Genomic DNA, 26,168 nt, shown 5'->3' with positions numbered 1-26,168 from the left:
GGGACCGAGAGAGGCTCGGCAGTCGGTCGTCGTGGGCTGGGGTTTGCTGGGGGCCGGCGACGTATGACTCTGATCCGTCGGGCGGGGGGGGAGGATCGCTCCTCCCCCCCCGCCCGACGGATCAGAGTCCGACGTCGCCGGCCTTGAGGAAGCCGGAGTCGACGAGGACCGACTGCACGTCGTCCTTCGTGACGACCTGCGGCTCCAGCAGGTAGGACGGGACGACCTTCTCGCCGTTGTCGTAGGTCTCGGTGTCGTTGACCTCGGGCTCCTCGCCCGCGACGATCGACTGCACCATCTGGAAGACGCGGTCGCCGAGGGTGCGGGTGTCCTTCCAGACCGTCATGGACTGCTCGTCGGCGAGGATCGCCTTGACGTTGGCCTTGTCGGCGTCCTGGCCGGTGATGACCGGGTAGTCGGCGCCGGGGGTGTAGCCGGCCGACTTCAGCGAGGCCTCGATGCCGATGGCCAGGCTGTCGTTGGGGGAGAGCACGACGTCGACCTTCTGGCCGTCGGTGTAGAAGGACGAGAGGCGGTTGTCCATCTCGGACTGCGCCTTGTCGGAGGCCCAGCCCTGGATGCCGATCGAGGCCCAGTCGTCGTCCGACGCGGGCGACTTGCCCGAGGGGACGGTGAGCTTGCCGCTCTCGATGTAGGGCTGCAGGACGTCCCACGCGCCGGAGAAGAAGAACTTCGCGTTGTTGTCGTCGGGGCTGCCGGCGAAGGGCTCGAGGGTGAAGGGACCCGCGGCGTTCTTCAGGTCGAGGGTCGACTCGATGTACTGGCCCTGGAGCTGGCCGACCTTGTAGTTGTCGAAGGTCGCGTAGTAGTCGACGTCCGCGGTGCCGTTGATGAGACGGTCGTAGGCGATGACGGTGGCGTTCTGCTTCTTCGCCTCGGCGAGGACGGGCGCGAGCGCCTCGCCGTCGATCGCGGCGATGACCAGGATCTTGGAGCCGCCGGCGATCTGGTTCTGGATCTGCGAGATCTGCTGATCGGTCTTGTTGTCGGCGTACTGGAGGTCGACGGTGCAGCCGTCGCCCTCGAGCTGCGACTGGAGGCCTTCGCCGTCGTTGATCCAGCGCTCGAGGCTGCGCGTGGGCATCGAGATGCCGACGGTGCAGTCGCCTTCCGCGCCGGCGCCGGCAGCGGCGCCTCCGGAGTTGGCGGGGCTCGCGGAACAGGCCGCGAGGCCGAGGGAGATGATGCCGGCGGCGGCCAGCGTGGTGATGCCGCGGGAGAACTTCATGGAGTGCATTCCTCTCTGAAAGCAGTGTCCGAGGGAGAGGACGACAAGAGGCGTGCACGTGTGGCGCACGTCGTCGTGTCGTCGCCCGGGAGGGCGGGAGAGCCCCGAGGGGCTTTGTCCACGGAGAGAACATATTCCTTCGATCGGGGGGAGTAAAGCGCGGGCGGCGAATTTGTCCAGGCGATGCCGAAATGTGATCTTCGGGACGTCGACCCCCGCCGTTGCTGGGAGAGAACGCTCTCACCGCTCGGCTCCCGCCCGGCTCGCGCCCCTCCGCCGGGCGCCCGCCGCCGTCCGCGTGAGGGAAACGCGAGGACTCCGGGCCGGGCCGTAGGGGAACCGTGAGGACCGCTCCGAGGGGCCCCCGCGAGGTGTTGCATCGCTTCCTGTGCCGCTTCCCGGCAGGCGTCCGGTCCCGGGCGTCGTCCGCTCCCCGGATGGAGTCCTCCGTGCTCGACCTCGCCTACCTCCTCGGCGTGCTCGCCCTCTTCTCGCTCATCGCTCTCGCCGCGAAGGGGGTCGAGCGGCTGGGCGGACCGCCCCCCTCGGCGACCCGCGGGACCCGCGAGAAGGAGGCGGGCCGGTGATCGTCTTCGACGCCCTCGCGGCCGTGCTGGCGCTCGCCGCCGTCGTCTACCTCGTCGCGGCCCTGATCCGACCGGAGCGCTTCTGATGGATCCGCTCCTCGCCGTCCTCCAGGTCGCGACCGTCGGCCTGGCCGTCGCCCTCCTCCACCGCCCCCTCGGCGACCACATGTTCCGCGTCTACACCTCGACGCGCGACCTCGCCCTCGAGCGCGGCGTCTACCGCCTCATCGGCGTCGACTCCGCGGGCGAGCAGAGCTGGCGCGCCTACCTCCGGGCCGTGCTGGCCTTCTCGCTCGTCGGCGTGCTCCTGCTCTACGGGATGCAGCGCCTCCAGGCGGTCCTGCCCGGCTCCCTCGGGCTGCCCGCGGTGCCGGAGGGGCTGGCGTTCAACACCGCCGTCTCGTTCGTCACCAACACCAACTGGCAGTCCTACTCCCCGGAGGCGACCCTCGGCTTCGCGGTGCAGCTCGGCGGCCTCGCCGTGCAGAACTTCGTCTCGGCGGCCGTGGGCCTGGCCGTGGCGGTGGCGCTGATCCGCGGATTCGCGCGCCGCTCCTCCGGAACGCTCGGCAACTTCTGGGTCGACCTCGTGCGCGGCACGCTGCGCCTCCTGCTGCCCCTCGCGGTGGTGGCGGCGGTCGTGATGATCGCGGGCGGCGTGATCCAGAACCTGAACGGCCCGCTGACGGTGACCACGCTCACCGGCGGCGAGCAGAGCATCCCGGGCGGCGCGGTGGCCTCGCAGGAGGCGATCAAGCTGCTCGGCACCAACGGCGGCGGCTACTTCAACGCCAACTCCGCGCATCCGTTCGAGAACCCCTCGGCGTGGGTGTCGCTGCTGCAGATCGTGCTGATCCTCGCGATCCCGTTCTCGCTGCCGCGCACCTTCGGCCGGATGGTCGGCGACGTGCGGCAGGGCCGCGCGATCCTCGCGGCGATGGCGACGATCTTCGTCGTGTCGCTCGCGGCCCTCACCGCGCTGGAGGCGGCGGGCGGAGGATCCGCGGCGCAGGCCGCCGGAGCCGCGATGGAGGGCAAGGAGACGCGCTTCGGCATCGCCGGCTCCGCCCTCTACGCGACCGCCTCGACGCTCACCTCGACCGGCGCCGTCAACGCGATGCACGACTCCTTCACCGCGCTCGGCGGCATGCTGCCGATGCTCAACATGATGCTCGGCGAGGTCGCCCCCGGCGGCGTCGGCTCGGGCCTCTACGGGATGCTCGTGCTCGCGGTGCTGGCCGTGTTCGTCGGCGGGCTGCTGGTCGGCCGGACGCCCGAGTACCTGGGCAAGAAGCTCGGCCCGCGCGAGATCAAGCTCGCGAGCCTCTACATCCTCGTGACGCCGACGCTCGTGCTGGCCGGCACGGCCCTGAGCTTCGCGATCCCGGCGGTGCGGGAGGACGTGGAGAGCACCTCGATCCTGAACCCCGGGCTGCACGGGCTCTCGGAGGTGCTCTACGCCTTCACCTCCGCGTCCAACAACAACGGCTCGGCGTTCGCGGGGCTGACGGCGAACACGCCCTGGCTCAACACGGCGCTCGGCGTCGCGATGCTCCTCGGCCGCTTCCTCCCGATCCTGCTGGTGCTCGCCCTGGCCGGCTCGCTCGCAGCGCAGTCGCCGGTGCCCTCCAGCGCCGGCACGCTGCCCACCCACCGGCCGCAGTTCGTCGGCCTCCTCGTGGGCGTCACGGTCGTCGTGACCGCGCTCACCTACTTCCCCGTACTCGCGCTGGGCCCCCTGGCGGAAGGACTGCGACTCCGATGACCACTGCACTCACCGAGGCCCCCGCGGAACCCGCGCGCCCCACCCGCGCCGCCCTCGGGCCGCGCCAGCTCGCCGCTGCCCTCCCCGGAGCGCTGCGCAAGCTCGATCCGCGCCTGATGTGGCGCAACCCCGTGATGTTCATCGTCGAGGTCGGCGCCGTGCTGACCACGGTGCTGGCGATCGCCGAGCCGTTCCTCGGGGGGCCGGAGGAGTCGGGCGGATCGACGGTGCCCGTCACCTTCACGGGCGGCATCGCGATCTGGCTCTGGCTCACCGTGGTGTTCGCGAACCTCGCGGAGTCGGTGGCCGAGGGCCGCGGCAAGGCGCAGGCCGAGAGCCTGCGCGCCACCCGGACCAGCACTCCGGCCCGGCGCGTGGCCGACTACGACGCCGCGGACCCCTCCGCCCTGTCGGCCCGCCTGGTCGAGGTCTCCTCGGCCGAGCTGCAGCTGGGCGACGTGGTCGTGGCGGAGGCGGGCGACCTCGTCCCCGGCGACGGCGACATCGTCTGGGGCATCGCCTCCATCGACGAGTCGGCGATCACGGGCGAGTCGGCGCCGGTCGTCCGCGAGAGCGGGGGCGACCGCAGCGCGGTGACGGGCGGCACGCGAGTGCTCTCGGACCGGATCGTGGTGCGCATCACCTCGCGGCCGGGCGAGACCTTCGTCGACCGGATGATCGGCCTGGTCGAGGGCGCGTCGAGGCAGAAGACGCCGAACGAGATCGCGCTCGACATCCTCCTGGCGAGCCTCTCGATCGTGTTCGTCGTGGTCGTGCTGACCCTGAACCCGATCGCGTCGTTCGCGGGAGCCTCCGTGAGCGTCCCGGTGCTGGTCGCCCTGCTCGTCTGCCTCATCCCGACCACCATCGGCGCCCTCCTCTCGGCCATCGGCATCGCCGGCATGGACCGGCTCGTGCAGCGCAACGTGCTCGCGATGTCCGGCCGGGCGGTGGAGGCGGCGGGCGACGTCACGACGCTCCTGCTCGACAAGACGGGGACCATCACCTACGGCAACCGCCGCGCGGTGGCGTTCCTCCCCCTCGACGGAGTGGCGCAGGCCGCCCTCGTCGACGCGGCCGCCTCTTCCTCGCTCAGCGACCCGACGCCCGAGGGGAAGTCGATCGTCGACCTCGCGGGCGGCTCGGGCCGCCCCGCCGTCGAGCCCGCTCAGGCCGCCGTGGTGCCGTTCACCGCGCAGACCCGGATGAGCGGGCTCGACCTCCCCGACGGCTCCTCCATCCGCAAGGGCGCCGGCTCGGCCGTGCGCGCCTGGGTGGAGGAGGAGGGGCCGCTGCCGTCCGCGGTCGCGGCGCGCCTCACGGTGCTCGTCGACGGTGTCTCGGAGAGCGGCGGCACGCCCCTGGTCGTCGCGGTGAAGGACGCCCACGGCGCCCGCCTGCTCGGCGTCGTGCACCTGAAGGACGTGGTGAAGGACGGGCTCGCCGAGCGCTTCTCGGAGCTGCGCGCGATGGGCATCCGCACCGTGATGATCACGGGTGACAACCCGCTGACCGCGAAGGCGATCGCGGCGGAGGCGGGAGTCGACGACTACCTCGCCGAGGCGACCCCCGAGGACAAGCTCGCCCTGATCCGGCGCGAGCAGGAGGGCGGCGCGCTGGTCGCGATGACCGGCGACGGCACCAACGACGCCCCGGCCCTCGCGCAGGCCGACGTGGGCGTGGCGATGAACACCGGCACCTCGGCGGCGAAGGAGGCGGGCAACATGGTCGACCTCGACTCCGACCCCACCAAGCTCATCGACATCGTGCGGATCGGCAAGCAGCTGCTGATCACCCGCGGCGCGCTCACCACGTTCTCGATCGCGAACGACGTGGCGAAGTACTTCGCGATCATCCCGGCGATGTTCGCGGGGGTCTTCCCCGGGCTCGCGGTGCTGAACGTGATGCAGCTGCACTCGCCGGCCTCGGCGATCCTCTCGGCGATCGTGTTCAACGCGCTGGTGATCGTCGTGCTGATCCCGCTCGCGCTGCGCGGAGTGGCGTACCGCCCGGTCGCCGCCTCGCGCATCCTCAGCCGCAACCTCCTGGTCTACGGGCTGGGCGGAGTGATCGCTCCGTTCCTCGGGATCAAGCTCGTCGACCTGATCGTCGCCGCGATCCCCGGCTTCTGACCCGCCCGTCCCGACCACCGAAGACAGAGAGAAGAGACCATGTTCCGTCCCTACGGTGTCGCGCTGCGCGCGATGATCGTGCTCACCGTGCTGCTGGGAGCGGCGTACCCGCTCGCGGTGCTCGGGATCGGGCAGCTCGCCCTGCCCGCCCAGGCGAACGGCTCGCTGCTGCGCCAGGACGGCGCGGTGATCGGCTCGTCGCTGATCGGCCAGTCGTTCACGGACGCCGACGGAGCGCCCCTGCCGGAGTGGTTCCAGTCGCGTCCCTCCGCCGCGGGCTACGACGCCGCGGCCTCGACCGGCAGCAACCTCGGCCCCGAGAACGCCGACCTGGTCGCGTCCGTCGAGGAGCGCCGGGCCGCGATCGCCGCCTTCGAGGGCGTCGACCCGGCCGCGGTGCCGGCCGATGCGCTGACCGCCTCCGCCTCGGGGCTCGACCCCGCGATCAGCCCCGCCTACGCGCAGCTGCAGGCGCCCCGCGTCGCCGCCGCCCGCGGGCTCGACGTGAGCGCCGTGCGCGCGCTGGTCGACGAGCACACCGCGGGCCGCGAGCTCGGGTACCTCGGCGAGCCGACGGTGGACGTGCTCGAGCTCAACGCCGCTCTCGCGCGGCTGTGACCGCTCCGGTGGCGCCTCCGGCTCGTAGAATCGCGATCGGCTCGTCGGGACCGTCCGATCGAGCGGATCGACGCCGGACCCGCGAGCCCGGGACACCCCGGAGCCGCGAGCACGAGGGGAGGCCGGGAGCATGACGAAGGGCCGCCTGCGCGTGCTCCTCGGAGCCGCGCCCGGAGTGGGCAAGACCTACACAATGCTCGAGGAGGGCCGCCGGCTCGCCGCCGAGGGTCGCGACGTCGTGGTGGCCGTGGTCGAGACGCACGGCCGCTCCGCCACCGCCGCGATGGTCGAGGGGCTGGAGGTCGTGCCGAGGAGGGCCGTCGAGCATCGCGGCGTGCTGCTCGACGAGATGGACCTCGACGCGGTGCTGGCCCGCCGGCCCGACGTCGCGCTGGTCGACGAGCTCGCGCACACCAACGCCCCCGGCTCCCGGCACGAGAAGCGCTGGGAGGACGTGCGGACGCTCCTCGACGCCGGCATCACCGTCTTCTCGACCGTGAACATCCAGCACATCGAGTCGCTCAACGACGTGGTGCACGCGATCACCGGAGCGCCGCAGCGCGAGACGATCCCGGACGCGGTCCTCCGCGCCGCCGATCAGATCGAGGTCGTCGACCTGGCGCCCCAGGCGCTGCGCGACCGCCTCGCCGACGGCCGCGTCTACCCGCCCGAGCGCATCGACGCCGCGCTGTCCAACTACTTCCGGCTCGGCAACCTGACCGCCCTGCGCGAGCTCGCGCTGCTCTGGCTCGCCGACGAGGTCGACAGCGCGCTCCGCGACTACCGCGTCGAGCACGGCATCGACAGCACCTGGGAGGCGCGCGAGCGCGTGGTCGTGACCCTCACCGGCGGGCCGGAGGGGGAGACCCTGCTGCGGCGCGGCGCGCGGATCGCGGCCCGTGCCTCCGGGGGCGACCTGCTCGCCGTGCACGTGGTGACCCCCGACGGCCTCCGCACTCCCCGGCCGCACGTGCTCGAGGCGCAGCGGGTGCTGGTCGAGAAGCTCGGCGGCAGCTACCACCAGGTGGTAGGCGAGGACGTGCCGCGGACGCTGGTCGAGTTCGCCCGCTCGGTGAACGCGACGCAGCTGGTGATCGGCGTGAGCAGGCGGAGCCGCCTCGCCTCGGCGCTGACGCCCGGCACCGCGTCGACGGTGATCCGCGAGTCCGGCAACATCGACGTGCACATCGTCAGCCACTCCGCCGCCGGGCGCACCGCGGTGCTGCCGAGGCTCGACGGGGCCCTGACGCTGCGGCGCCGCCTCCTGGGACTGGCCCTCGCCCTCGTGGGCGGCCCGCTGGTGACCTGGCTGCTCTCGAGCCTCCGCAGCGACGAGTCGATCACGAGCGACGTGCTCTCGTACCAGCTGCTGGTGGTGGTGGTCGCGCTGGTCGGCGGGCTCTGGCCGGCCCTCTTCGCGGCCGTGCTCTCGGGGCTGACCCTCGACTTCTTCTTCGTCGATCCCCTCTACACGATCACCGTCGACGAGCCTCTGCACGCGCTCGCGCTGGTGCTCTACGTGCTGAACGCGGCGCTCGTCAGCGCCGTGGTCGACCGCGCGGCCCGGAGGGCGCGGGCCGCCAAGCGGTCGGGGGCGGAGTCGGAGCTGCTGGCGACGATCGCGGGCGGCGTGATCCGCGGGCAGGGGGCGCTGCAGGCGATCCTCGAGCGCTCGCGCGAGGCGTTCGGGCTGACCGGCGTGCGGCTTTTGCGAGGCGGCGAGCTCGTCGCGGCGGACGGCGAGCCGCAGCCGGAGGGCGATCCCGCGCGCATCGCGGTGGGCGAGGGCGCGGTGCTCGAGCTGCACGGCCGTGAGCTGGAGGGGAGTGAGCGGCGACTGCTCCAGGTCGTCGCCGCCCAGCTGGACTCGGTGCTCGAGAACGCGGCCCTCAGCGAGACGGCCAGCTCCCTCGCTCCGCTGGCCGAGACCGACCGGGTGCGCAGCGCCCTGCTGTCGGCCGTCAGCCACGACCTGCGCCGGCCCCTCGCCGCGGCCACCGCGGCGGTCAGCGGTCTGCGCTCGCCCGAAGTGGTCTGGAGCGAGCGCGACCGGGAGGAGCTGCTCGCCACCGCCGACGAGAGCCTCACCGTGCTCGCCGCGCTGGTCACCGACCTGCTCGACGTGACGCGGCTGGAGGCTGGGGCGCTCGCCGTGGCGCTCGCCCCGCTCGACGCCGCCGACGTGGTGCTCCCCGCGCTCGACGAGCTCGGGCTCGGTCCCGGCGAGGTCGACCTCGACCTCGATCCGGAGGGCCCGGCGCTGCTCGCCGACGCGGTTCTGCTGCAGCGCGTCGTGGTCAACCTGCTCGCGAACGCCGTCCGCTACGCGCCGTCCGGCACCCGGGTGCGCGTGGCCGCCAGCGCCTTCGGCGGGAGCGCGCAGCTGCGGATCGTCGACCACGGCCCCGGGGTGCCCGAGGAGCGCCGCGCCGAGATCTTCGTGCCGTTCCAGCGACTCGGCGACGACGACAACCTGACGGGCCTGGGCCTCGGCCTCGCGCTCTCGAAGGGGTTCACGGAGGGGATGGGCGGCACGCTCGAGACGGAGGACACTCCGGGGGGCGGGCTGACGATGGTGGTGACGCTGCCGCTGGCGCCGGAGACTGCTGCCGCTGCTCCTGCGGTTCACGTCGCTCCGGCCGCCCCGCACGACGGCGGGTCGGGCACCGCTCCGCACGAGGACTCCGGAGGAGCCGCATGAAGATCCTGATCGCCGACGACGACCCGCAGATCCTGCGCGCCCTGCGCATCACGCTCACCGCCCGCGGATACGACGTGGTGACGGCCGGCGACGGCACCGAGGCGATCAACCGCGCGGTGGACGAGCATCCGGACCTCTACATGATCGACCTCGGCATGCCCCGGCTCGACGGGGTGGAGGTCATCCACGGACTGCGCGGCTGGACGAGCGCGCCGATCCTGGTGGTGTCGGGGCGGACGGGCGCGGCCGACAAGGTGGGCGCGCTCGACGCCGGCGCGGACGACTACGTGACCAAGCCGTTCTCGATGGACGAGGTGCTCGCGCGCATCCGGGCCCTCTCGCGGCGGGTGCAGCCGGCCGACGGCGAGCCGCTGGTCGTGATCGGCGAGGTGACCGTGGACCTGGTGGCCAAGAGCGCGACGCGGGACGGCGTCTCCGTGCGGCTCACCCCGACCGAGTGGCAGGTGCTCGAGATCCTCATCCGCAACGCGGGCAAGCTGGTCACCCGCCGCTCGCTGCTGGCCGAGATCTGGGGCCCCGCGCACGTCACCGACACCGGCTACCTGCGCCTCTACCTCGCGCAGCTGCGCAAGAAGCTCGAGCCCGACCCCGCGCATCCGCGGCACCTGCTGACCGAGGCGGGCATGGGCTACCGCTTCGTGCCCTGACCGGCCTGTGCTCGGCGGGGGGAACCCCGGACCGTCGAGGGAGCCCGCCGGTCGTGGCTCCCGCGACGGTCCGGGATCGCCTCGGCGGAGGGGGGCAGGTCACCAGTCGTGGACGGTGCCGTCGGCGAGTCGGTTGGAGGGCAGGTACGCGCGCACGTAGGGGTACTTCCCGGCGGCGTCGACGTCGAGCTCGACGCCCAGCCCGGGGGCGTCGCCCGGGTGCAGCCGTCCCTCGCTCCAGGTGAACGACTGCTGGAAGACGCTGTCGGTCCGCTCGCCGTGCTTCATGTACTCCTGGATCCCGAAGTTGTGGATCGCCAGGCCCAGGTGCATCGCGGCCGCCATGCCCACCGGGGAGACGTCGGTGGGTCCGTGCATCCCGGACTTGATCTGGTACTGCGCGGCGTGGTCGAGGATCCTCCGGAGGTGGGAGACGCCTCCGGTGTGCGTGACCGCGCTGCGGATGTAGTCGATCAGCTGCTCGCGGATCAGGAGCTGGTAGTCCCAGACGGTGTTGAAGACCTCGCCGATCGCCAGGGGCGTGGTGGTGTGCTGCCGGACGAGGCGGAGGGCCTCCTGGTTCTCGGCGGGCGTGCAGTCCTCGAGCCAGAAGAGGTCGTACGGCTCGAGGGACTTGCCGAGGGCCGCGGCCTGGATCGGTGTCATCCGGTGGTGGCCGTCGTGGAGGAGGGGGAGCTCCGGCCCGAACTCGTTGCGGACGGCCTCGAAGACGCGGGGGACGTGGCGCAGGTAGGCGCGGGTGTCCCAGTCCTCCTCGGTCGGCAGGCCGCCTCGCTGCGCCGGCTCGTGGTCGTAGCGCACGCCGGCGTTGCCTTCGAGGACGGCGTTGGAGGCGATGCCGTAGATCGAGGTCAGTCCCGGCACCGCGGTCTGCACGCGGATCGCGCGGTACCCCTGCTCCTGGTGCTCGCGGATGCTGTCGAACAGCTCCGCGTCCGTCCGCCCGGACGCGTGGCCGTAGGCGAGCAGGCCGGTGCGGGACGCGCCTCCGAGCAGCTGGTAGAGCGGCATGCCCGCGGCCTTGCCCTTGATGTCCCAGAGGGCGGTGTCGACCGCCGCGATCGCCGCCATCGTGACCGGCCCGCGGCGCCAGTAGGACGACCGGTAGAGGAACTGCCAGGTGTCCTCGATGCGCGAGGCGTCGCGGCCGAGGAGCAGCGGCACGACGTGGTCGGCGAGATAGGAGACCACGGCGAGCTCGCGGCCGTTGAGGGTCGCGTCGCCGAGGCCGGTCAGCCCGTCGTCGGTCGTGAGCTTGAGGGTGACGAAGTTGCGGTCGGGACTGGTGACGACGACCTCGGCCTTGTCGATCTTCATGGGATGCCTTTCGTGGTGGGGGATCGGGTCAGGGGTTCCGGCCGGGAGCGCGGTCCATCGAGAACGCGGCGGTCGAGAGGCCGGGCGCCACGGGCGCGGCCTGACCCGTGCTCTCGCGGCGCTCGGCGATCTCGGCGACGATCTGCGCGTGCCGGCGGTCGGTCAGCGGGTAGAACGCCATGATCAGCACCGCGAGCAGGGCCGCGACGGCCGGGATGAGGCCGGCGGCGGCGCGGATGCCCCACTCGGCGTGCTCGCTCTGCTCCGCGGCCCCGGCCACGTAGCCGCCCCAGGCCAGCGCGTACGCGGCGAGGGCGCCTCCGACCGCCTGGCCGGTCTTGCGGGTGAAGGAGAACAGGGCGTAGATCGTGCCCTCGGAGCGGATGCCGGTCTTCCACTCCCCGTACTCGACGGTGTCGGCCTCGATCGCCCAGACGAGCATGTTGACGAGCTGGATGCCGACGTAGGCGAGGACCAGTCCGCCGAAGCCGACCGCCACCGCGTCGCCCGGGGCGAGGAAGACGACCGTTCCGCCGCTGATCAGGACCGCGACTCCGGCCATGTAGGCGTTGCGCTTGCCGAACCGCCGCACGATCGTCGGGACGAGGGCGGCCAGGCCGAAGGTCAGGGCGAGCTGGATCAGCGACATCGCGGCGTAGAGCTGGACCGATCCGAGCACGTCGCGCAGGTAGTAGAGCTGCACGGTCTGGAGCGCGAGGGTCCCGGTGAGGAACAGGAACGAGCTGAGGCAGAGGAAGAGCAGCGGCCGGTTGGAGCGGAGGGTCGTCATGCTCTGACGGAACGTGACGTGCGCGACGTCGCGCTGGACGCGCTCCTTCGCGGTCAGGATCGTGAAGAGGTAGAGCGCGGAGCCGACGACGACGAAGCTCAGCGTGACGATCGAGAAGAGCGACTGCAGATCGGCGCCGGGGACGACCAGCGGGGCCATGAAGGTGCCGAGCCCGGCCCCCACGATCGCGCCGCCGATGGCGCGGGCGCTGGCGAGCTTCGCGCGCTCGGTGCCGACCTGCGTCATCGCTCCGGCGAGCGAGCCGTAGGGGATGTTGACGAGGCTGTAGGCGAGGCCGAGCGCGGCGTAGCTCAGGTAGGCGTAGAGCAGGGTTCCGCTCTCGCCGATCTGCGGGACGGAGAAGGTCGCGGCCGAGAGCAGCAGGAGCGGGACCGACCCGAACATCAGGAAGGGCCGGAACTTGCCGAAGCGCCTGCTGTAGGTGCGGTCCACGACCCGGCCGGCGAAGACGTCGGCGAACGCGTCGAAGATCCGCACGACGAGCAGCAGCGTGCCCGCCGCGGCCGCGGAGATCCCGGCGACGTCGGTGTAGTAGACGAGCAGGAACATCGTGGCGGTGGTGAAGGCGAGGTTGTTCGCCGTGTCGCCGGCGCCGTAGCCCACGATGCTCAGCTTCGAGAGCTTCTCAGCGGCGGGCGCTCCGGGCGCGGTGGTGCGGGGGGTCATGCGGGCTCCTTTACCCGGGCGCGGACCCGTCGGGATCCGCGCCGCGTCGAGACGGTGCGAGGGTGGCGATCGGTTGCCGACGGCGCCGGAAGGCGCCGCGCGGAGAGGCTGGGTGGAGGTCTAGGCCGCCTGAGCGGCGACCGCGGCGACGAGGGCCGGGTCGTCGGCGAGGCGCGGGTCGACGAGCCGCAGCAGCGCCTCGACGGGCCGGGCGGAGCCGAGGGCGCGGTCGAGGGCGTGGCGCTGCGCGTCGGGCAGGCGCTCACCCTGGAGCAGCAGTGCGATCCAGTCGGCGACGGCACGGAGGGAGGCGGCTCCGTCGTGTCCGCCCGCGCGCTCGGCGAGGAGCACGGGCGCGATCCGGATGCGGAGCTTGGCGGTCGCGTCGGCGCCGATCTGCTCGAGCCGGTGCTCGATCCGGGGGTTGCCGAAGCGCCCGAGGAGGGCGGCGCAGTAGGCGTCCGCGTCGAGACCGGCGGGCAGGCCGGCCGCCGCCTCCGCCCAGAACGCCTCGACGGCGCTCCGGCAGGCGGGGTCGGCGATCGCCTCCGCGACGGTGGCGAGACCCCGCCGGCGGCCGGTGGCGGCGAGGAGCGTGTGCGCGCCGTTGAGGAGTCGCAGCTTGCGCCGCTCGAAGGGCTCGATGTCGTCCACGAAGCGGGCTCCGGCGCGCTCCCAGGCGGGCCGGCCGGCGGGGAAGCCGCCGCAGAGGACCCAGTCGCGGAACGGCTCGGTCACGACGGACGCGGCGTCGCTGATGCCGGTGAGCTCGGCCGCCGCCTCCCGGTCCGCCGCCGTGGCGGCCGGAGTGATCCGGTCGACGGAGGTCGACACGAACGAGACGGTGCGGTCGATCCAGTCGGCGAGCGACGGGTCGAGCCGCTCTGCGAGCAGGAGCAGCCCACGGCGCACGAGAGGGCCGTTGCCGGAGAGGTTGTCGCAGGGGACGACGGCGAGCGGGCCGGAGCCGGCGTCGCGCCGGGCGGTGAGGCCGAGGAGGAGGCGGCCGAGCGCGGTCGTCGGCGCTCCTCCCGATCGGAAGGCGGCGAGGTCGCTCCGGACGGCGGGGTCGTCCAGGTCGAGGCCGCCGTCCGCGGCGAGACGGTACCCGGCCTCCGTGATCGTCAGCGTGACGATCGCCGTCGCCGGAGCCGCGACGAGCTCGACGAGACGCGCGACGTCCGCGCCGTCGACCGCCTCGACGATGCTGCCCACGACCGTCGCCGAGTCGCCCTCCGGTCCGCGCTCGATCAGCGTGAACAGGCCGTCCTGCGCGGTGAGCTCCTCGGCCGCGCGGGGGCTCCGGCCGGTGAATGCGGCGATTCCCCACTCGTGCTCGTCGTCGACGGCGTGCGTGTACCAGGCCTGATGCGCTCGGTGGAAGGCGCCGAGGCCGAGGTGGACGATGCGGACGGGAGCCGCCGGCAGGCCCGTGGATGCGCGATCGAGTGAGCCTCCTCCGCCGTGCCCGCTCACAGCTTGAAGACCTTCCGCGGCTGGGCGTCGACGAGGTCCAGGATGACGGCGCTCGCCGTCTCGGAGTCGATGCGCCCCTCGGCGACCAGGCGCGCGAGGAACGCGGCGTCCAGCCTCCGCGCCATGTCGTGACGGGCCGGGATGGAGAGGAACGCGCGGGTGTCGTCGATGAAGCCGGAGCTCCGCGAGAAGCCGGCGGTCTCCGTCACGGCGGCGCGGAAGCGCAGCACCGCGTCGGGCGCGTCGAGGAACCACCACGGCGCTCCGAGGAACACCGACGGGTAGTAGCCGGCGAGGGGAGCGAGCTCGCGCGAGTGGGTGCTCTCGTCGATCCCGAAGAGGACGAGGTGGAAGCCCGGTGCGTTGCCGAGCTCCTGCAGCAGCGGGCGGAGGGGCTCGGCGAACCGGGTCGCGACGGGGATGTCGTGGCCGGTGTCGGGACCGAAGCGCTCGAAGGTCGGCCGATCGTGGTTGCGCAGCACGCCGGCGTGGACGGTCATCACCAGGCCGTCGTCGACGCTCATGCGGGCGGACTGCAGCAGCAGGTGCGCGGCGAGGACGCGGCTGCCCTCGGCGTCGATCGTGCCGGCGCGGGCGCGGGCGAAGAGGGACTGCGCCTCGGCGGGGTCGAGGTCGACGGTCAGCGGCTCCAGCACTCCGTGGTCGGCGGAGACGGCGCCGTGGTCGAGGAAGTACCGGCGCCGGGCGCGGAGGGCCTCGAGGAATCCGGGGAAGCTGGACTCCTTCGTTCCGGTGGCGGCGGCCAGGGCGGCGACGCGCTCGGGCCAGCCGGGGGTGGAGGGATCGAGGTAGGCGTCGGGGCGGAAGGTCGGCAGCACGCGGCCCGGGAACGCCGGATCCTCCGCCAGAGCCCGATGGACGGCCAGGTCGTCCAGCGGATCGTCGGTCGTCGCCAGCACCTCGATCCCGAACCGCTCGAAGAGCGCCCGCGGGCGGAAGGCGGCGGACGACAGCCGGGCCCCGATCGCCGCGAAGAGGGCGTCGGCGGTGGAGGCGTCGGGCTGCTCGGTGATGCCGAACTGCTCGGCGAGGATCGACTGGAGCCAGTAGCCCGAGGCGGTTCCCGCGAAGATCCGCCAGTGCGCGCAGAACGTGCGCCACACCTCCTCCGGGCCGGCGAGGCGCTCGCCTCCCGGGATGCCGAGATCGCCGAGGTCGATCCCGGCGGAGTGGAGCAGACGGGTGACGTAGTGGTCGTGCCGGAGGAAGAGCTCGGCCGCGTCGGCGAACGGGCGGTCCTCGAGCAGGAGGCGCGGATCCACGTGCCCGTGCGGGGAGAGGATCGGCAGGTCGGCGACGCTCGCGTGGAGATCGCGGGCGATCGCCCGGGTCGTCGGGTCGATCGGCAGGAGTCGGTCGGGATCGTTCAGCAGCTTCGTCGGCACAGGGCCATCCAAGTATGGGTGCCGAGGAGTGTCAACCGATTGCCAGAGGTGTCGCACCGGATGGCGCGCCGGGCGCGGACCGGGGTCAGGAGTCGCGGCGGGGTCCCGTCGAGGCGCGCGGGACGAACTCCGTCGGCAGGTCGTCGGCCCGCTCCGGAGGCTCCTCGTCGCCGAGCACCCGGCGGACCGCCCGCTCGCCCATCCGGCCCAGCGGTGCGCTGATGGTCGACAGCGGCGGCGAGGTGAAGTCGCTCCCGAAGATGTCGTCGAAGCCGATGATGCTGAGCTGCTCCGGGATCGCGACGCCCGACTCCTGAGCCGCGCGCATCAGTCCGATGGCGACCAGGTCGTTGTAGGCGATCACCGCGCCGACGCCGGAGGCGGTCACCCTCGCGAGCGCGCTCCTCCCGCCCTCGAGGGTCGAGACGCCCGGCCCGATCTCGACGACCGTCATGCCCCGCTGCGGAGCGCGGTCGAGGAGGAGCTCCCATCGCGCGGCGCTCATCCACGAGTCGGGCGGACCGGCGATGAAGGCGAGGGAGCGGTGGCCGAGGGCCGCGAGGTGGTCGAGCGCGGCGTCGATCCCGGGGGCGAGATCGGGCACGATCCCCGCGACGCCGGGGACCACGCGGTTGAGGACGACGACCGGGATGCGCCCGGCCAGCGCGATGATCTCCTCGTCGCTGAGGCGGGTGCTGACGAGGACGAGCCCGTCGGTGGAGGCGGCGATGCGGTCGGCCGCCTCGGCCTCGCGCTCCCCGGACTCCTGCGACTCGGCGAGGATCATCGTGAAGCCGCGGAGCGACGCCGCCCGCTCCGCTCCGCGCACGGCGGGGAAGAAGGCCGGGTTGGTGATGTCGGCCACCAGCAGCCCGAGGGTCGAGGTGCGGCCCGTCGGCAGCGCGCGCGCCATCGGGTTGAGCCGGTAGCCCAGCTCCTTGGCGGCGGCGCGGATCCGCTGCTCGGTCGCGGCGTTCAGCCGTCCGGGCGTGCTCAGCCCGCGCGAGACGGTGGAGGGGGCGACGCCGGCGAGTCGGGCGACGTCGTAGATCGTCGTCGCGGAGCGGCCGCGGCGTCTCGCGGCGGAGGGGCCGGTGGGCACGTCTTCGCTGGGCACGATCGCGGTCTTCTCTCGAGGGGCACGGCGGCGGACGGGGCGCCGTCCGCCGCCCATGCTGCCACAGGGCCGAGAAGCCCGCCCGGCCCGTCGCTCGCGTCCGGGTCGGGCCGGATCGGGGAGCCCGCGCTCCGGGAGGCCGCCGTCGCCGGCCGGCCGCCCACCGCTCCGGCCCCGTCCAGCGCGGGTCCGCGCGGCTCCGCCCCGTCAGCTCCGCTCCGGGAACGCCCCCTCCTCGCGGATGCGCTCGTTGAGCGCCGCCAGGAACACGCCCTCGTCGAGGTCGAGCGGTACCTCGCGTCCCGTCCAGCTCGAGTAGTGGATGGCGTTGGCGAGCCGGACCCCGAGGATCCCCTCCGCCCCGGGTGCGAGCAGCGGCGTGCCGTGCAGGATGCTGTCCGCGAAGTCCTGCAGGACGGCCGTGTGCTGCTCGCCCCAGACCGACGCCGACTCGATCCGCTCCGTCGTGGAGAGGTCCGCGGTGTCGTAGCGACCGCCGAGCAGGAGGCCCACGTCCTCGGCGCTGAGGGCGGCGCTGACCTCGCGCTCGGGGGCGTTCAGCCGGGTGATCGTCGCGACCCGGGAGTCGTCGACGACGATCCGGCCGCGGTCGCCGATGATCTCGAGGCGGTCGGTGCCGATCGGGTCGTGCGTCGTGGTGACCAGCACACCGGTCGTGCCCCCGCCGAAGTCGGCGAGCACCGTCACCTCGTCCTCCACCGCGATGTCGCGGCACCGCCCGTAGCCGGCCTTCGCGACCACCGACTCCGGCACTCCGCACAGCCACTGCCACAGGTCGAGCTGGTGGGGCGCCTGGTTGACCAGGACGCCTCCGCCCTCGCCTCCCCAGGTCGCGCGCCACGCGCTCTGGTCGAAGTAGGCCTGCGGCCGCCACCAGGTCGTGATGATCCAGTTCGAGCGCAGGATCCGGCCGATCCCGCCCTCGTCGACGACCTCCTTGAGCCGGCGGTAGAGCGGGTTAGCCCGCTGGTTGAACATGATCGCGAAGCGCTGCCCGGGATGGGCGGCGGCGGCCTCGTTCAGCTCCGCCACCTGCGCGGCGTAGACGCCCGCCGGCTTGTCGACCAGCACGTGCAGCCCGTGCTCGAGAGCGTCGATGCCGATCCCGGGGTGGAGGTAGTGCGGAGTGCAGACGACGACGGCGTCGACCTCCCCGCTCGCGAGGAGGGAGCGGTGGTCGGCGTGGAAGGACGCTCCGGGCGCGAGCGCGGCGGCCGCCGCCTCCCGGGCGGGGTCGACGTCGGCGACGGCGGTGACGACGAGGTCGCGCACTCTGCCGTCGGCGAGGAAGCGGGCGTAGGAGGAGCCCTGGGCGCCGAATCCGATGATGCCGAGGCGGACGGTGGTCATGGGAGGAGTCCTTCGTTCGGGGTGGAGTGGGGGATCCGCGCGGGCGCGCTCGGGGCGTAGGCGGCCTGGACGATCGCGAGCGACCTCGCCGCCTCGCGGGGCGAGATCCAGAAGGGCTCGTCCTCGCCGAGGCGGGCGTAGAAGTCGTGCACGAGCAGCTCGTGCGAGGCGCCCCAGTACGAGCGCCCGCCGGATCGGCGCTCCGTGTCCGGGACGACCTCGACGGATCCGTCGTCGCGCCGCACGGTGAGGGCACCGCGCAGCGAGACGATGGCGCGCTCGGTGCGCAGGCGGAGCTCGACCGGCTCGTCCCACGCGTTCGCCACGGTCGCGTAGAGGACGCTGCGCGCGCCGGAGGCGTGGGTGAGCACCAGGTCGGCGGTGTCCTCGACCTCGATCGGCAGCAGGCGCGTGGAGGCGGAGCCGCTCACCGCGACCACCTCGCCGAGGAGCCACTGCAGGAGGTCGACGGTGTGGATCGCCTGGTTCATCAGCATCCCGCCGCCGCCCTCGGCCCGCATCCCGCGCCAGGGACGGTCGAGGTAGTAGCCGGGAGTGCGGTGCCAGAGCACGGTCGCGGCCGCACCTGTCACGGCGCCCAGGGAGCCGGACGCCAGCAGCTCGCGGAGGCGCTGCACGGGCGGGTTGTAGCGGTTCTGGAAGCAGACGCCGATGCGCGCCCCGCCCCGCTCGGCCGCGGCGATCACCTGCTCGCCCTCGGCGACGGAGGAGGCGAGCGGCTTCTCGAGGAGCACCGCGACGCCGCGGTCCAGGGCCGCGACCGCCAGCGCGGCGTGCGTGCTGTGCGGAGTGCAGACGTGCACGACGTCGGGGCGGACGGAGTCGAGCATCCGGACCGCCTCGGGGAAGCCCGGCACCGCGTGCCTCTCGGCGGCCGCGGCGAGCCGGCCCGGGTCGGTGTCGCAGACCGCCACCAGCTCCGCGCCGGGCGCTGTGCCGATCGCCGCGAGGTGGACGGAGGAGATGTCGCCGCAGCCGATCACCGCCGCGCGGACGGTCATCGCAGGTCGATCCCGAGCGAGGAGGCGAGCCCCCGGAAGGCCCGAGCGGCCACTCCGAACGACTCGGGGCCGGAGAATCCGCCGAGGGCGTCCGTGATCGCGAGGTGCGGCTCCAGCGAGGCGACGCCCGTCCAGCCGTCGTCGCGCAGGGCGGTGAGCGTCTCGCGCAGCTGGCCGTCGCCCTCGCCGGCGGGCACCACGGTGCCGGTCGCGGCCACCGCGTCCTTCACCTGCAGGTAGTCGACGTAGGGCCGCAGCGCCGTCCAGCCGTCGTCGAAGGGCCGCACCCCGCACTGCACGAAGTTCGCGTTGTCCCAGGCGAGGCGCAGGGCGGGCGAGCCGACGGACTCGACCAGGTCGAGGATCCGCTCGGGGACGTCGCCGTAGATGTCCTTCTCGTTCTCGTGCAGCAGCACCACGCCCTCGCGCTCGGCGCGGTCGGCGAGCATGCGCAAGCGCAGCAGGACGTCGTCGCGGATGCTCTCGACCGGCACTCCCTCGCCCCGGTAGAACGAGAAGACGCGGATGCTCGGCGTGCCGAGGGCGTGCGCGGCGCGGATCACGCGGTCGAGGCGCGCGACCTCGAGCTCGGGATCGAGGGCGACGTCGACCTTGCCGATGGGCGAGGCGACGGCCGAGACGGACTGGCCGCCGCGCTCGAGCACGGCGGCGAGGCGGGCGAGGCGCTCGTCGTCGAGGTCGACGACGTTCCGGCCCCAGGCGCTTCGCACCTCGATGCTGTGCGCGCCGAGCGCTCGGAGGACGGCGACCTGGACGACCGGGTCGGGGTCGATCTCGTCGCCGAAGCCGGAGAGGGTCCAGGGCGCGGGGTTCTCGGGTGCGGTCGTCGCGGGTGCGGTCGTCACGGGTGCGGTGGTCACGGTGCGTGCCTCGTTCTCGTCGTCGGGAACCGGCGGGCAGGAGCGCCGCCGTGCCACGACCATACGCGTATTGGCAACCGATTGACAAGATCGGAGGCGCGCCTCTACCGTCGGGGGCGTTCCGGGCCGCGGAGACGCCGGCCCCCACCGCGACCGGGAGGACTGCCGTGACCAGGATCGGCGTGCAGGCGATGATGCTGAAGGACGCGTTCGCCTCGGCGGGCGCCTTCGCGACGCTCCGGGAGGTCCGAGCGATCGGCTACCGGTCGGTGGAGATCTCGCAGATCCCGCTGACGGCGGCCACCATGGCCGAGCTGCAGCGGGCGCGGGACGAGCTCGGCGTCGAGATCGCGGCGATCTCGGCGGGCCTGGCACCGGGGGACTCCCCGGGCGCCGCGCTCGAGGGCGGGCTCGCCGGGATCGTCGCCGACGCCCGCGCGCTCGGCACGCGCACGGTCCGGATCGGCATGCTGCCCGCCTCCGCGGCGGCCTCGCCGGCCGCTCTGCTCGACTTCGCCGACCGCTGCCAGGCCGCCGCGGCGAGGCTCCGCGACGACGGGCTGCGGCTGCTGCTCCACAACCACCACCACGAGTTCGCGCGGCACGGCGGCCGCCTCCTGCTCGACGTCGTCGCCGACCGGGCTCCGCTGCTGGGGCTCGAGCTCGACGTGCACTGGGTGCAGCGGGGCGGGCTCGATCCCGTGACGACGCTGCGCCGGTACGGGGAGCGCGTCGCCCTGGTGCACCTGAAGGACTACCGGGTCGGGCCGCCCGCCGACATGTCCGGCGGGTGGTCCGTGCACGCCTTCACCTCGAACGTGCAGTTCGCCGAGGTGGGGGAGGGAAACCTCGACTTCCCGGGGATCATCGGGACGAGCCTCGCGCTCGGCGTCGACCATCTCCTCGTCGAGCAGGACGAGCGCTACGGGCGGAGCGCGCTCGACTGCCTGCGGACCTCGCACGCGAACCTCGTCGCGATGGGCTTCTCGGACCTGTTCTGAGGAGCGGCCGAGGCTCCTCCCCAGGGATCGGAGCGGCCCGTTCTCCACCGCTCAGGGGCCCGGGTCCCCGCCGCGTCGGGCGCGACGGCACGCTGGCTCTCCGTGCCCGACCAGTCCGTGGTCGAGTGGACCGAGGACGCCGCCCCGCACGCCGAGGAGGAGGAACGACGACCGGGAAGACGACGGCGAACGACGGCGCGATGGCCCTCGGCTACCCGCCCGCGTACGGCCGCCCCGCTCCGGCCACCCTCCGCCCGGTCGATCGGGGATCTCCGTTCCGTCCTCGCATCCGGGCGCAGCCCCGGAGGAGAAGCAGCGGGATCCGCCGGGGTCCGCCTCTGCTCCGCGGAGCGGAGGACAATGGAGGGACCCCCAGCGAAGGAGACCACCGTGGATCAGCCGCGCATGAACGTCGAGTCGTTCAACCTCGACCACCGCACCGTCGCCGCGCCGTACGTGCGCCTGGCCGACGCGAAGACGCTGCCCGGAGGCGACCACCTCGTCAAGTACGACGTGCGCTTCACCCAGCCCAACCGCGGGCACCTCGAGATGTCCACCGTGCACTCGCTCGAGCACCTGTTCGCCGAGAAGTCGCGCAACCACTCCGACCGCGTGATCGACTTCTCGCCGATGGGCTGCCAGACCGGCTTCTACCTGCTCCTCTCGGGCGAGCCCGAGCTCTCCGAGGTGCTCGGACTGGTCGAGGCGACGCTCCAGGACATCACCGAGGCCGACGAGGTCCCCGCCGCCAACGAGACCCAGTGCGGCTGGGGCGCCAACCACTCCCTCGAGGGGGCGCAGGAGGCGGCGCGCACGTTCCTCGCGCACCGCTCGGAGTGGGAGACGGTCACCGCGTGAGCACGGCGATCGTCCTGGTCGCGATGGACGAGGAGGCCGCGCCGTTCCTCGCCGCCGCGACCAGCGCCTCCGAGCCGCGCGCCGTCGGCAACGCGCTGCAGTGGGAGCTCGAGCTCGACTCCCGCGCGGTGCTGCTCGTCCGCACCGGTATCGGCCTCGTCAACGCGGCCGGCGGTCTCACCGCAGCGATCCTTCGGGCGGCCGGCGAGCGGCCGCTCGTGGTGAGCGCGGGGACCGCCGGCGGCCTGGGCGCCGACGTCCGCGTGGGCGAGGTCGTGATCGGCGCCGAGTACGTGCAGACCGACGCCGATGCGCGGGCGTTCGGCTACGCGCTCGGGCAGGTCCCGGGGATGCCCGCCCGCTACTCCGGGGACGACGCGGCGCTCGCCGCGGAGCTCGAGCTGCTGGAGGGGCCGCCGGTGCGCCGCGGCCTGATCGTCTCGAGCGACGTCTTCGTCTCGAGCGCCCGCGTGGACCGCGTGCGGAACGACTTCCCCGGCGCGCTCGCCACCGACATGGAGTCCGTCGCCCTCGCGCAGACGGCGCACGTGCACGGGCTGCCGTTCGTCTCGGTCCGCGGGATCTCGGACCTCTGCGCCCCCGGCGAGTTCGAGGCGCACGTCGACGACGCGGCCGATCGCTCCGTCGCCGTGGTGCGGGCGCTGCTGCGCGGGCTCGGCGACCGGGACTGACGGACGGGCGGCCCTCCGCGACAGCGCGGAAGGGCCGCCCGGCGGTCAGTCGTTGCCGACGTGCTGGTCGCCGGCCTCCTGGGCCTTGTCGACCTGGCCGGCGAACTTCCCGCCGGTCGCGGAGTCGGCGGCGTCGCCCGCCTTGTCGAGTCCCTTGTCGGTCAGCTCCTCGCCCTTGTCGCTGTTCACGGCGTTCTTCGCCTTGTCCGCGAGTCCTCCGAGATCCACCATGGGGTCGTTCCTTCCGTCGATGAGCGCCCGTCGAGCAACGGGCCGTCGCCATTCTCCGCCGCTCGGCGAGGGTCTGCGCGGGGGTTGCGTCTCACGGCCGCGCCGAGGACGATGCGCCTCCGGCCCGGCCCGTCAGCCCGCTGCGCCGAGCCCCGTCACCGCACCGGCGATCGCCGTCGTCTCCTCGCCGTCCGGCCAGCGCAGCCGCACGCCCGGCTCCGTGACGACGCTCCCCACCGCGGCCGTCGCGGTCCAGGGTGTGCCCATCCTCGACTCCCCCCGCCGGTCGGCGGTGATCATCGCGAAGCCGGGGAAGCAGCCGAGCCAGTCGGCGGTGCCGGCCGCCTCGGGGACGGGGACCGCCGCGAGGTCGATCACCGCTCCTCCTCCGCTGGCCTCGGCGAGCATGCCGACCGTCCCCACCAGCCCGGCCATGCTCACGTCCTTCGCCGCCCTCGGCCGCGCGAGTCCGACGGAGGCGGCCATCGCCCGGAGCTCCTCCGCGCGCCGGGACGACGTCGAGTCCCACTGGGCGCCCGCGAAGCCGGGCCGCCAGCCGCCGCCGAGGTCGGCCGTCAGCGAGAGCTCGTCGCCCGGAGCGGCGGCGCCCGGCACCGGCGCCGCGGTACGGCCGAGACCGGTGACGCTCAGGGCCGCCGGCACTCCGAGCTGGGTGTGCCCGCCGAGCACGGGGACGCCCCAGGCTGCGGAGGCGGCCCGCAGACCGCTCACGATGCGCGCGGCGGCGGCCGCGTCGCGAGCGCCGATCGCGTCCATCAGCCCGATGCCGGTCGCGCCCATCGCGGTGAGGTCGTTGACGTTGACCAGCACCGAGCACCACCCCGCCCACTCCGGGTGGCGCTCCACCATGGACGGGACGATCGCGTCGCAGACGGCGATCAGGTCGCTGCCCGGGACCGGTGCTCCGTCGTCGCCGACGAAGCCGGCCCCACCGAGGCCCCCCTCGGCCGCCAGCGGAGCCAGAAGGGCGCCGAGGGCCGCCTTGGCCGCGGTGGCCGCCCGGTCGAGCCGGTCGACCGGCCAGCGCATCCGGGCGTGCTCGACTCGGGCGACGGTGCTCGTGCCGATCCTCCGCCAGCCGAGCCGCCGGAACAGCACCTCGTTGCGCAGCTGCACCGAGGCCTCGAAGCGGAGCACTCCGCGCGCCTCCGCCTCCGCGCAGGCCGCGCGCACGAGGGCGGCACCGATCCCGGAGCCGCCCCGCGCCTCGCGCGCCACCACCAGGCGGCTGCCGGTCCACCAGCCCAGATCGCGTCCGCCGCCGACAGGCGCGATCCGGACCCCGCCGAGCACCGCGCCGTCCGGAGCCACCGCGACGAGCACCACCGAGCGCGGATCGTCGTCGGCGTCGTCGTGGTCGTCGCCCGCGAACAGCCCCTGCTCGGCGACGAAGACCTCGCGCCGCAGGGCCCGGTGCGCGGCGAGCTCGCGCTCCTCCGCCCGCACCACCGTGAACGCAGGCGCGACCCGAACACCCTCGAGGATCGAGAGCTCCACCATCAGGCGCCGGCCGTCTTCAGGACGCCGCAGGCCCCGCACGCCGCGCAGCCCGCACTCTGGCCGCTGCTCAGCATCCCGGCCTCGATCAGGAGCGCGGCGACCTCGGCGCTGACCCGCTCCAGCAGTGACCCGGCCGGCGGGAGCACGTGGTCGACCTCGGTCGCCAGGGTCCCGCGCAGCGGACGGAAGGGCACCACGAAGGGGTAGACCCCCATCCCGATCAGCTCGCGGGCGCTCGTGACCAGCTCGTCCGGGTCCTCGCCGAGGCCCACCAGGAGGTAGGTCGAGACCTGGTTGCGGCCGAAGATCCGCACTGCCTCGCGCCACGCCCAGCGGTACTCGTCCAGGCTGACCCGCGCCTTGCCCGGGGTCCAGCGCTGCCGCACCGCGTCGTCCATCGACTCCACGTGGATGCCGATCGAGACGGCGCCCGCGTCCTTCAGCGCCTGCAGCGCCGAGACGTCGGAGGGCGGCTCGCACTGCACCTGGATCGGCAGCCCGGGGACCGCCGCGAGCACCGCGCGGACGCAGCGCGCGAGGTGGGCCGCTCCGCGGTCGCGGCCCTTGGAGGTGCCGGTGGTCATCACCATCTGGCGCACGCCGTCGAGGCGGACCGCCGCCTCCGCGACCTCGGCGAGCTGGGCCGGGGTCTTGACCGCGATGGTCGCACCGGCTTCGAGCGAGGCCTCGATCGCGCAGAAGCGGCAGCGCTCCGCCTCGTCGTAGCGCATGCAGGTCTGGACGACGGTGGTCGCGAGGATGTCACGGCCGTGCAGCCGGGCGATCTTCTCGTAGGAGACGCCGTCGGCGGTGTCGAGATCGTAGAAGCGCGGGCGGCGGACGGGAGTCACGTCCAGGCCGATGTCGGCGCCCTCGAGCAGGAGGCGGTTCCCGCTCACCACGTAGGGGCTGTCGGGGTTCACCGGGATCGCGGCGCCCAGGCCGCCGAGCATCACGTGCCCGTCGTCGCTCGGGCCGGCGCCGGCCTCGCGGTGCACCGGTGCCTCGACGCGGATGCCCTGCAGGGCGATGTCGACGCGAGTGCGGAGGGCGGAGGGGCCGGTGCGGCGGATCCCGGTCGAGTGCGCCCCGCCCGGGGAGTGCGCCCCGCCGACCGGGTGCGGGCCGGCGGCCGGGTGCGCCGCACTGGTTGCCGGCGGCGAGGACGCGGGGGAGGGACTGCGGAGATCGGTCACGAGGACTCCTTCGTGGCACCGCGGAGCGGGCCGGACGGGCCGCGCACAGCGGCGGCCGGGATGTCGGTGCGGTCGTCTCACCCCCCAGTCAAGGCGCCTCGTGTTTCGCCCTCGTGACGGGAGGAACGCGGTCTCGTTACGGATCCGCCGTCACGGGAGCTTCTTCCGGTGGAAACCACTCCGAAACATCCCGGCCGTTGACTGGACGCGTTCCACTCCGCACCACTGCTCCACCCCGGCGGACGTCGTCCCGCGTCGTCTCAGCGCATCCCGCCGGAGCCATGCACTCGCACGCCGCTTCGGCGGACCGACACCAGGAGGAACCATGTCCGTCTCCCAGGAGATCGAAGACCAGGTCAGCGCCAACATCGAGATGTCGCGCTCCGAGATCGCCCACCCGGCGCTCCCGAAGGGCAGCAACCTCTACGGCTCCACCAAGGTCTTCCCCGACTACCAGGCCGAGCCCGGGGAGTCGTACCTGACCCTCGTGCACGGCATCGCCCACGAGTCCTCGGTCAGCTTCGTCGCAGTGCTCCAGGCCACCCGCGCGGCGCGGAAGGGCTACGAGTCCGCGCTCTACTTCTACGGGCCCGGCACCATCAACGCGATGGCCACCCGCGGCTTCCCGACGGTCGGCGACTCCGGATTCCCCGGCGAGCAGAACCTCAACAACGCCATCGAGACCTTCATCCAGGAGGGGAACCGCGTCTTCGTCTGCCGGTTCGGCATGGCGCTCCACGGCCTCCGCGAGGAGGACCTGATCGAGGGCTGCATCCCCTGCCACCCGCTCGACGTGCAGGACGCGCTCATCCACTACGCCCGCAAGGGCGCGATCATCAACTCCACCTACAACCTGTAGGC

At 73.4% G+C, this 26,168-nt stretch carries 23 protein-coding genes; 11 read left to right on the top strand and 12 right to left on the bottom strand.

Annotation, left to right across the window (positions count from 1 at the left end; genetic code table 11):
• Positions 1-121: 121 nt before the first annotated feature.
• Positions 122-1,249, bottom strand: coding sequence for a multiple monosaccharide ABC transporter substrate-binding protein (chvE, locus tag C5D04_RS09825; RefSeq protein WP_374954380.1), 1,128 nt, complete (start codon positions 1,247-1,249; stop codon positions 122-124).
• A 437-nt stretch (positions 1,250-1,686) separates the two neighbouring features.
• Between chvE and C5D04_RS18210 the strand changes: the two genes are divergently transcribed.
• From C5D04_RS18210 to C5D04_RS09795, 7 genes are all read left to right on the top strand, one after another.
• Positions 1,687-1,836, top strand: coding sequence for a hypothetical protein (locus C5D04_RS18210; protein ID WP_167299012.1), 150 nt, complete (start codon positions 1,687-1,689; stop codon positions 1,834-1,836).
• Positions 1,833-1,922, top strand: coding sequence for a K(+)-transporting ATPase subunit F (gene kdpF, locus C5D04_RS09820; RefSeq protein WP_068209492.1), 90 nt, complete (start codon positions 1,833-1,835; stop codon positions 1,920-1,922). Before C5D04_RS18210 ends, kdpF begins: the two co-directional genes overlap by 4 nt.
• Positions 1,922-3,601 carry a potassium-transporting ATPase subunit KdpA gene (kdpA, locus tag C5D04_RS09815; RefSeq protein WP_104222651.1) on the top strand — a complete coding sequence of 560 codons (1,680 nt, stop codon included), beginning with the start codon at positions 1,922-1,924 and terminating at the stop codon, positions 3,599-3,601. Before kdpF ends, kdpA begins: the two co-directional genes overlap by 1 nt.
• A complete protein-coding gene (gene kdpB / locus C5D04_RS09810; RefSeq protein WP_104347656.1) occupies positions 3,598-5,733 on the top strand; it encodes a potassium-transporting ATPase subunit KdpB in 2,136 nt (711 codons plus the stop codon). Before kdpA ends, kdpB begins: the two co-directional genes overlap by 4 nt.
• 39 nt (positions 5,734-5,772) lie before the next feature.
• Positions 5,773-6,351, top strand: a complete 579-nt coding sequence (kdpC, locus tag C5D04_RS09805) for a K(+)-transporting ATPase subunit C (RefSeq protein ID WP_104222649.1) — start codon at positions 5,773-5,775, stop codon at positions 6,349-6,351.
• A 130-nt stretch (positions 6,352-6,481) separates the two neighbouring features.
• The gene (locus C5D04_RS09800) at positions 6,482-9,052 is read left to right on the top strand and encodes an ATP-binding protein (RefSeq protein WP_104266577.1); all 2,571 of its coding nucleotides are present in this window, start codon (positions 6,482-6,484) and stop codon (positions 9,050-9,052) included.
• Positions 9,049-9,720, top strand: coding sequence for a response regulator (locus C5D04_RS09795; RefSeq protein ID WP_104222647.1), 672 nt, complete (start codon positions 9,049-9,051; stop codon positions 9,718-9,720). Before C5D04_RS09800 ends, C5D04_RS09795 begins: the two co-directional genes overlap by 4 nt.
• 99 nt (positions 9,721-9,819) lie before the next feature.
• Here the strand turns inward: C5D04_RS09795 and manD are convergent, their stop codons facing one another.
• The 8 genes from manD to C5D04_RS09755 form a co-directional block, all read right to left on the bottom strand.
• Positions 9,820-11,058, bottom strand: a complete 1,239-nt coding sequence (gene manD, locus C5D04_RS09790) for a D-mannonate dehydratase ManD (protein ID WP_104347655.1) — start codon at positions 11,056-11,058, stop codon at positions 9,820-9,822.
• A 28-nt stretch (positions 11,059-11,086) separates the two neighbouring features.
• Entirely contained in the window at positions 11,087-12,535 is a 1,449-nt protein-coding gene (gene uidB / locus C5D04_RS09785) for a glucuronide transporter (RefSeq protein ID WP_104225767.1), read from the bottom strand.
• 120 nt (positions 12,536-12,655) lie between these two features.
• The gene (locus C5D04_RS09780; RefSeq protein ID WP_258068884.1) at positions 12,656-14,011 is read right to left on the bottom strand and encodes a mannitol dehydrogenase family protein; all 1,356 of its coding nucleotides are present in this window, start codon (positions 14,009-14,011) and stop codon (positions 12,656-12,658) included.
• Entirely contained in the window at positions 14,008-15,417 is a 1,410-nt protein-coding gene (uxaC, locus tag C5D04_RS09775; RefSeq protein WP_104325510.1) for a glucuronate isomerase, read from the bottom strand. Before uxaC ends, C5D04_RS09780 begins: the two co-directional genes overlap by 4 nt.
• Before the next feature lie 85 nt (positions 15,418-15,502).
• A complete protein-coding gene (locus C5D04_RS09770; RefSeq protein WP_181072728.1) occupies positions 15,503-16,534 on the bottom strand; it encodes a LacI family DNA-binding transcriptional regulator in 1,032 nt (343 codons plus the stop codon).
• Between the two features lie 207 nt (positions 16,535-16,741).
• The gene (locus tag C5D04_RS09765; RefSeq protein WP_104347654.1) at positions 16,742-17,905 is read right to left on the bottom strand and encodes a Gfo/Idh/MocA family protein; all 1,164 of its coding nucleotides are present in this window, start codon (positions 17,903-17,905) and stop codon (positions 16,742-16,744) included.
• Positions 17,902-18,927: a Gfo/Idh/MocA family protein gene (locus tag C5D04_RS09760; RefSeq protein WP_104325512.1), complete on the bottom strand. Its 1,026-nt coding sequence runs from the start codon at positions 18,925-18,927 to the stop codon at positions 17,902-17,904. Before C5D04_RS09760 ends, C5D04_RS09765 begins: the two co-directional genes overlap by 4 nt.
• On the bottom strand, positions 18,924-19,808 hold the full coding sequence (locus C5D04_RS09755) for a sugar phosphate isomerase/epimerase (RefSeq protein ID WP_258068883.1): 885 nt from the start codon (positions 19,806-19,808) through the stop codon (positions 18,924-18,926). The genes C5D04_RS09760 and C5D04_RS09755 overlap by 4 nt, the downstream gene beginning before the upstream one ends.
• Positions 19,809-19,975: 167 nt before the next feature.
• Here C5D04_RS09755 and C5D04_RS09750 point away from each other — a divergent pair, with 167 nt between their 5' ends.
• The 3 genes from C5D04_RS09750 to mtnN all read left to right on the top strand — a co-directional run bounded on the left by C5D04_RS09750 (position 19,976) and on the right by mtnN (position 22,359).
• Positions 19,976-20,809: a sugar phosphate isomerase/epimerase gene (locus C5D04_RS09750; protein WP_258059781.1), complete on the top strand. Its 834-nt coding sequence runs from the start codon at positions 19,976-19,978 to the stop codon at positions 20,807-20,809.
• A gap of 405 nt (positions 20,810-21,214) precedes the next feature.
• On the top strand, positions 21,215-21,667 hold the full coding sequence (locus tag C5D04_RS09745; protein WP_104347658.1) for an S-ribosylhomocysteine lyase: 453 nt from the start codon (positions 21,215-21,217) through the stop codon (positions 21,665-21,667).
• Positions 21,664-22,359 carry a 5'-methylthioadenosine/S-adenosylhomocysteine nucleosidase gene (mtnN, locus tag C5D04_RS09740; RefSeq protein ID WP_258068882.1) on the top strand — a complete coding sequence of 232 codons (696 nt, stop codon included), beginning with the start codon at positions 21,664-21,666 and terminating at the stop codon, positions 22,357-22,359. Before C5D04_RS09745 ends, mtnN begins: the two co-directional genes overlap by 4 nt.
• 45 nt (positions 22,360-22,404) lie before the next feature.
• Here mtnN and C5D04_RS09735 read toward each other — a convergent pair whose 3' ends face one another.
• The 3 genes from C5D04_RS09735 to C5D04_RS09725 all read right to left on the bottom strand — a co-directional run bounded on the left by C5D04_RS09735 (position 22,405) and on the right by C5D04_RS09725 (position 25,307).
• Entirely contained in the window at positions 22,405-22,590 is a 186-nt protein-coding gene (locus tag C5D04_RS09735; RefSeq protein WP_104222638.1) for an antitoxin, read from the bottom strand.
• Between the two features lie 132 nt (positions 22,591-22,722).
• Positions 22,723-24,111 carry an MSMEG_0567/sll0787 family protein gene (locus tag C5D04_RS09730; RefSeq protein ID WP_104250269.1) on the bottom strand — a complete coding sequence of 463 codons (1,389 nt, stop codon included), beginning with the start codon at positions 24,109-24,111 and terminating at the stop codon, positions 22,723-22,725.
• On the bottom strand, positions 24,111-25,307 hold the full coding sequence (locus C5D04_RS09725; protein WP_258068881.1) for an MSMEG_0568 family radical SAM protein: 1,197 nt from the start codon (positions 25,305-25,307) through the stop codon (positions 24,111-24,113). Before C5D04_RS09725 ends, C5D04_RS09730 begins: the two co-directional genes overlap by 1 nt.
• A 325-nt stretch (positions 25,308-25,632) precedes the next feature.
• On the opposite strand from C5D04_RS09725, the gene C5D04_RS09720 reads away from it, so the two are divergent.
• Positions 25,633-26,166 (top strand): MSMEG_0572/Sll0783 family nitrogen starvation response protein, encoded by a 534-nt coding sequence (locus C5D04_RS09720; protein ID WP_104222636.1) that lies wholly within the window; start codon positions 25,633-25,635, stop codon positions 26,164-26,166.
• Positions 26,167-26,168: the final 2 nt, after the last annotated feature.

It is taken from the genome of Rathayibacter sp. AY1D2 (assembly GCF_002932695.1).
GTDB lineage: Bacteria > Actinomycetota > Actinomycetes > Actinomycetales > Microbacteriaceae > Rathayibacter.
Note: the sequence above shows the minus strand (reverse complement) of the source record. Positions and strands in the feature narration are given on the sequence as shown.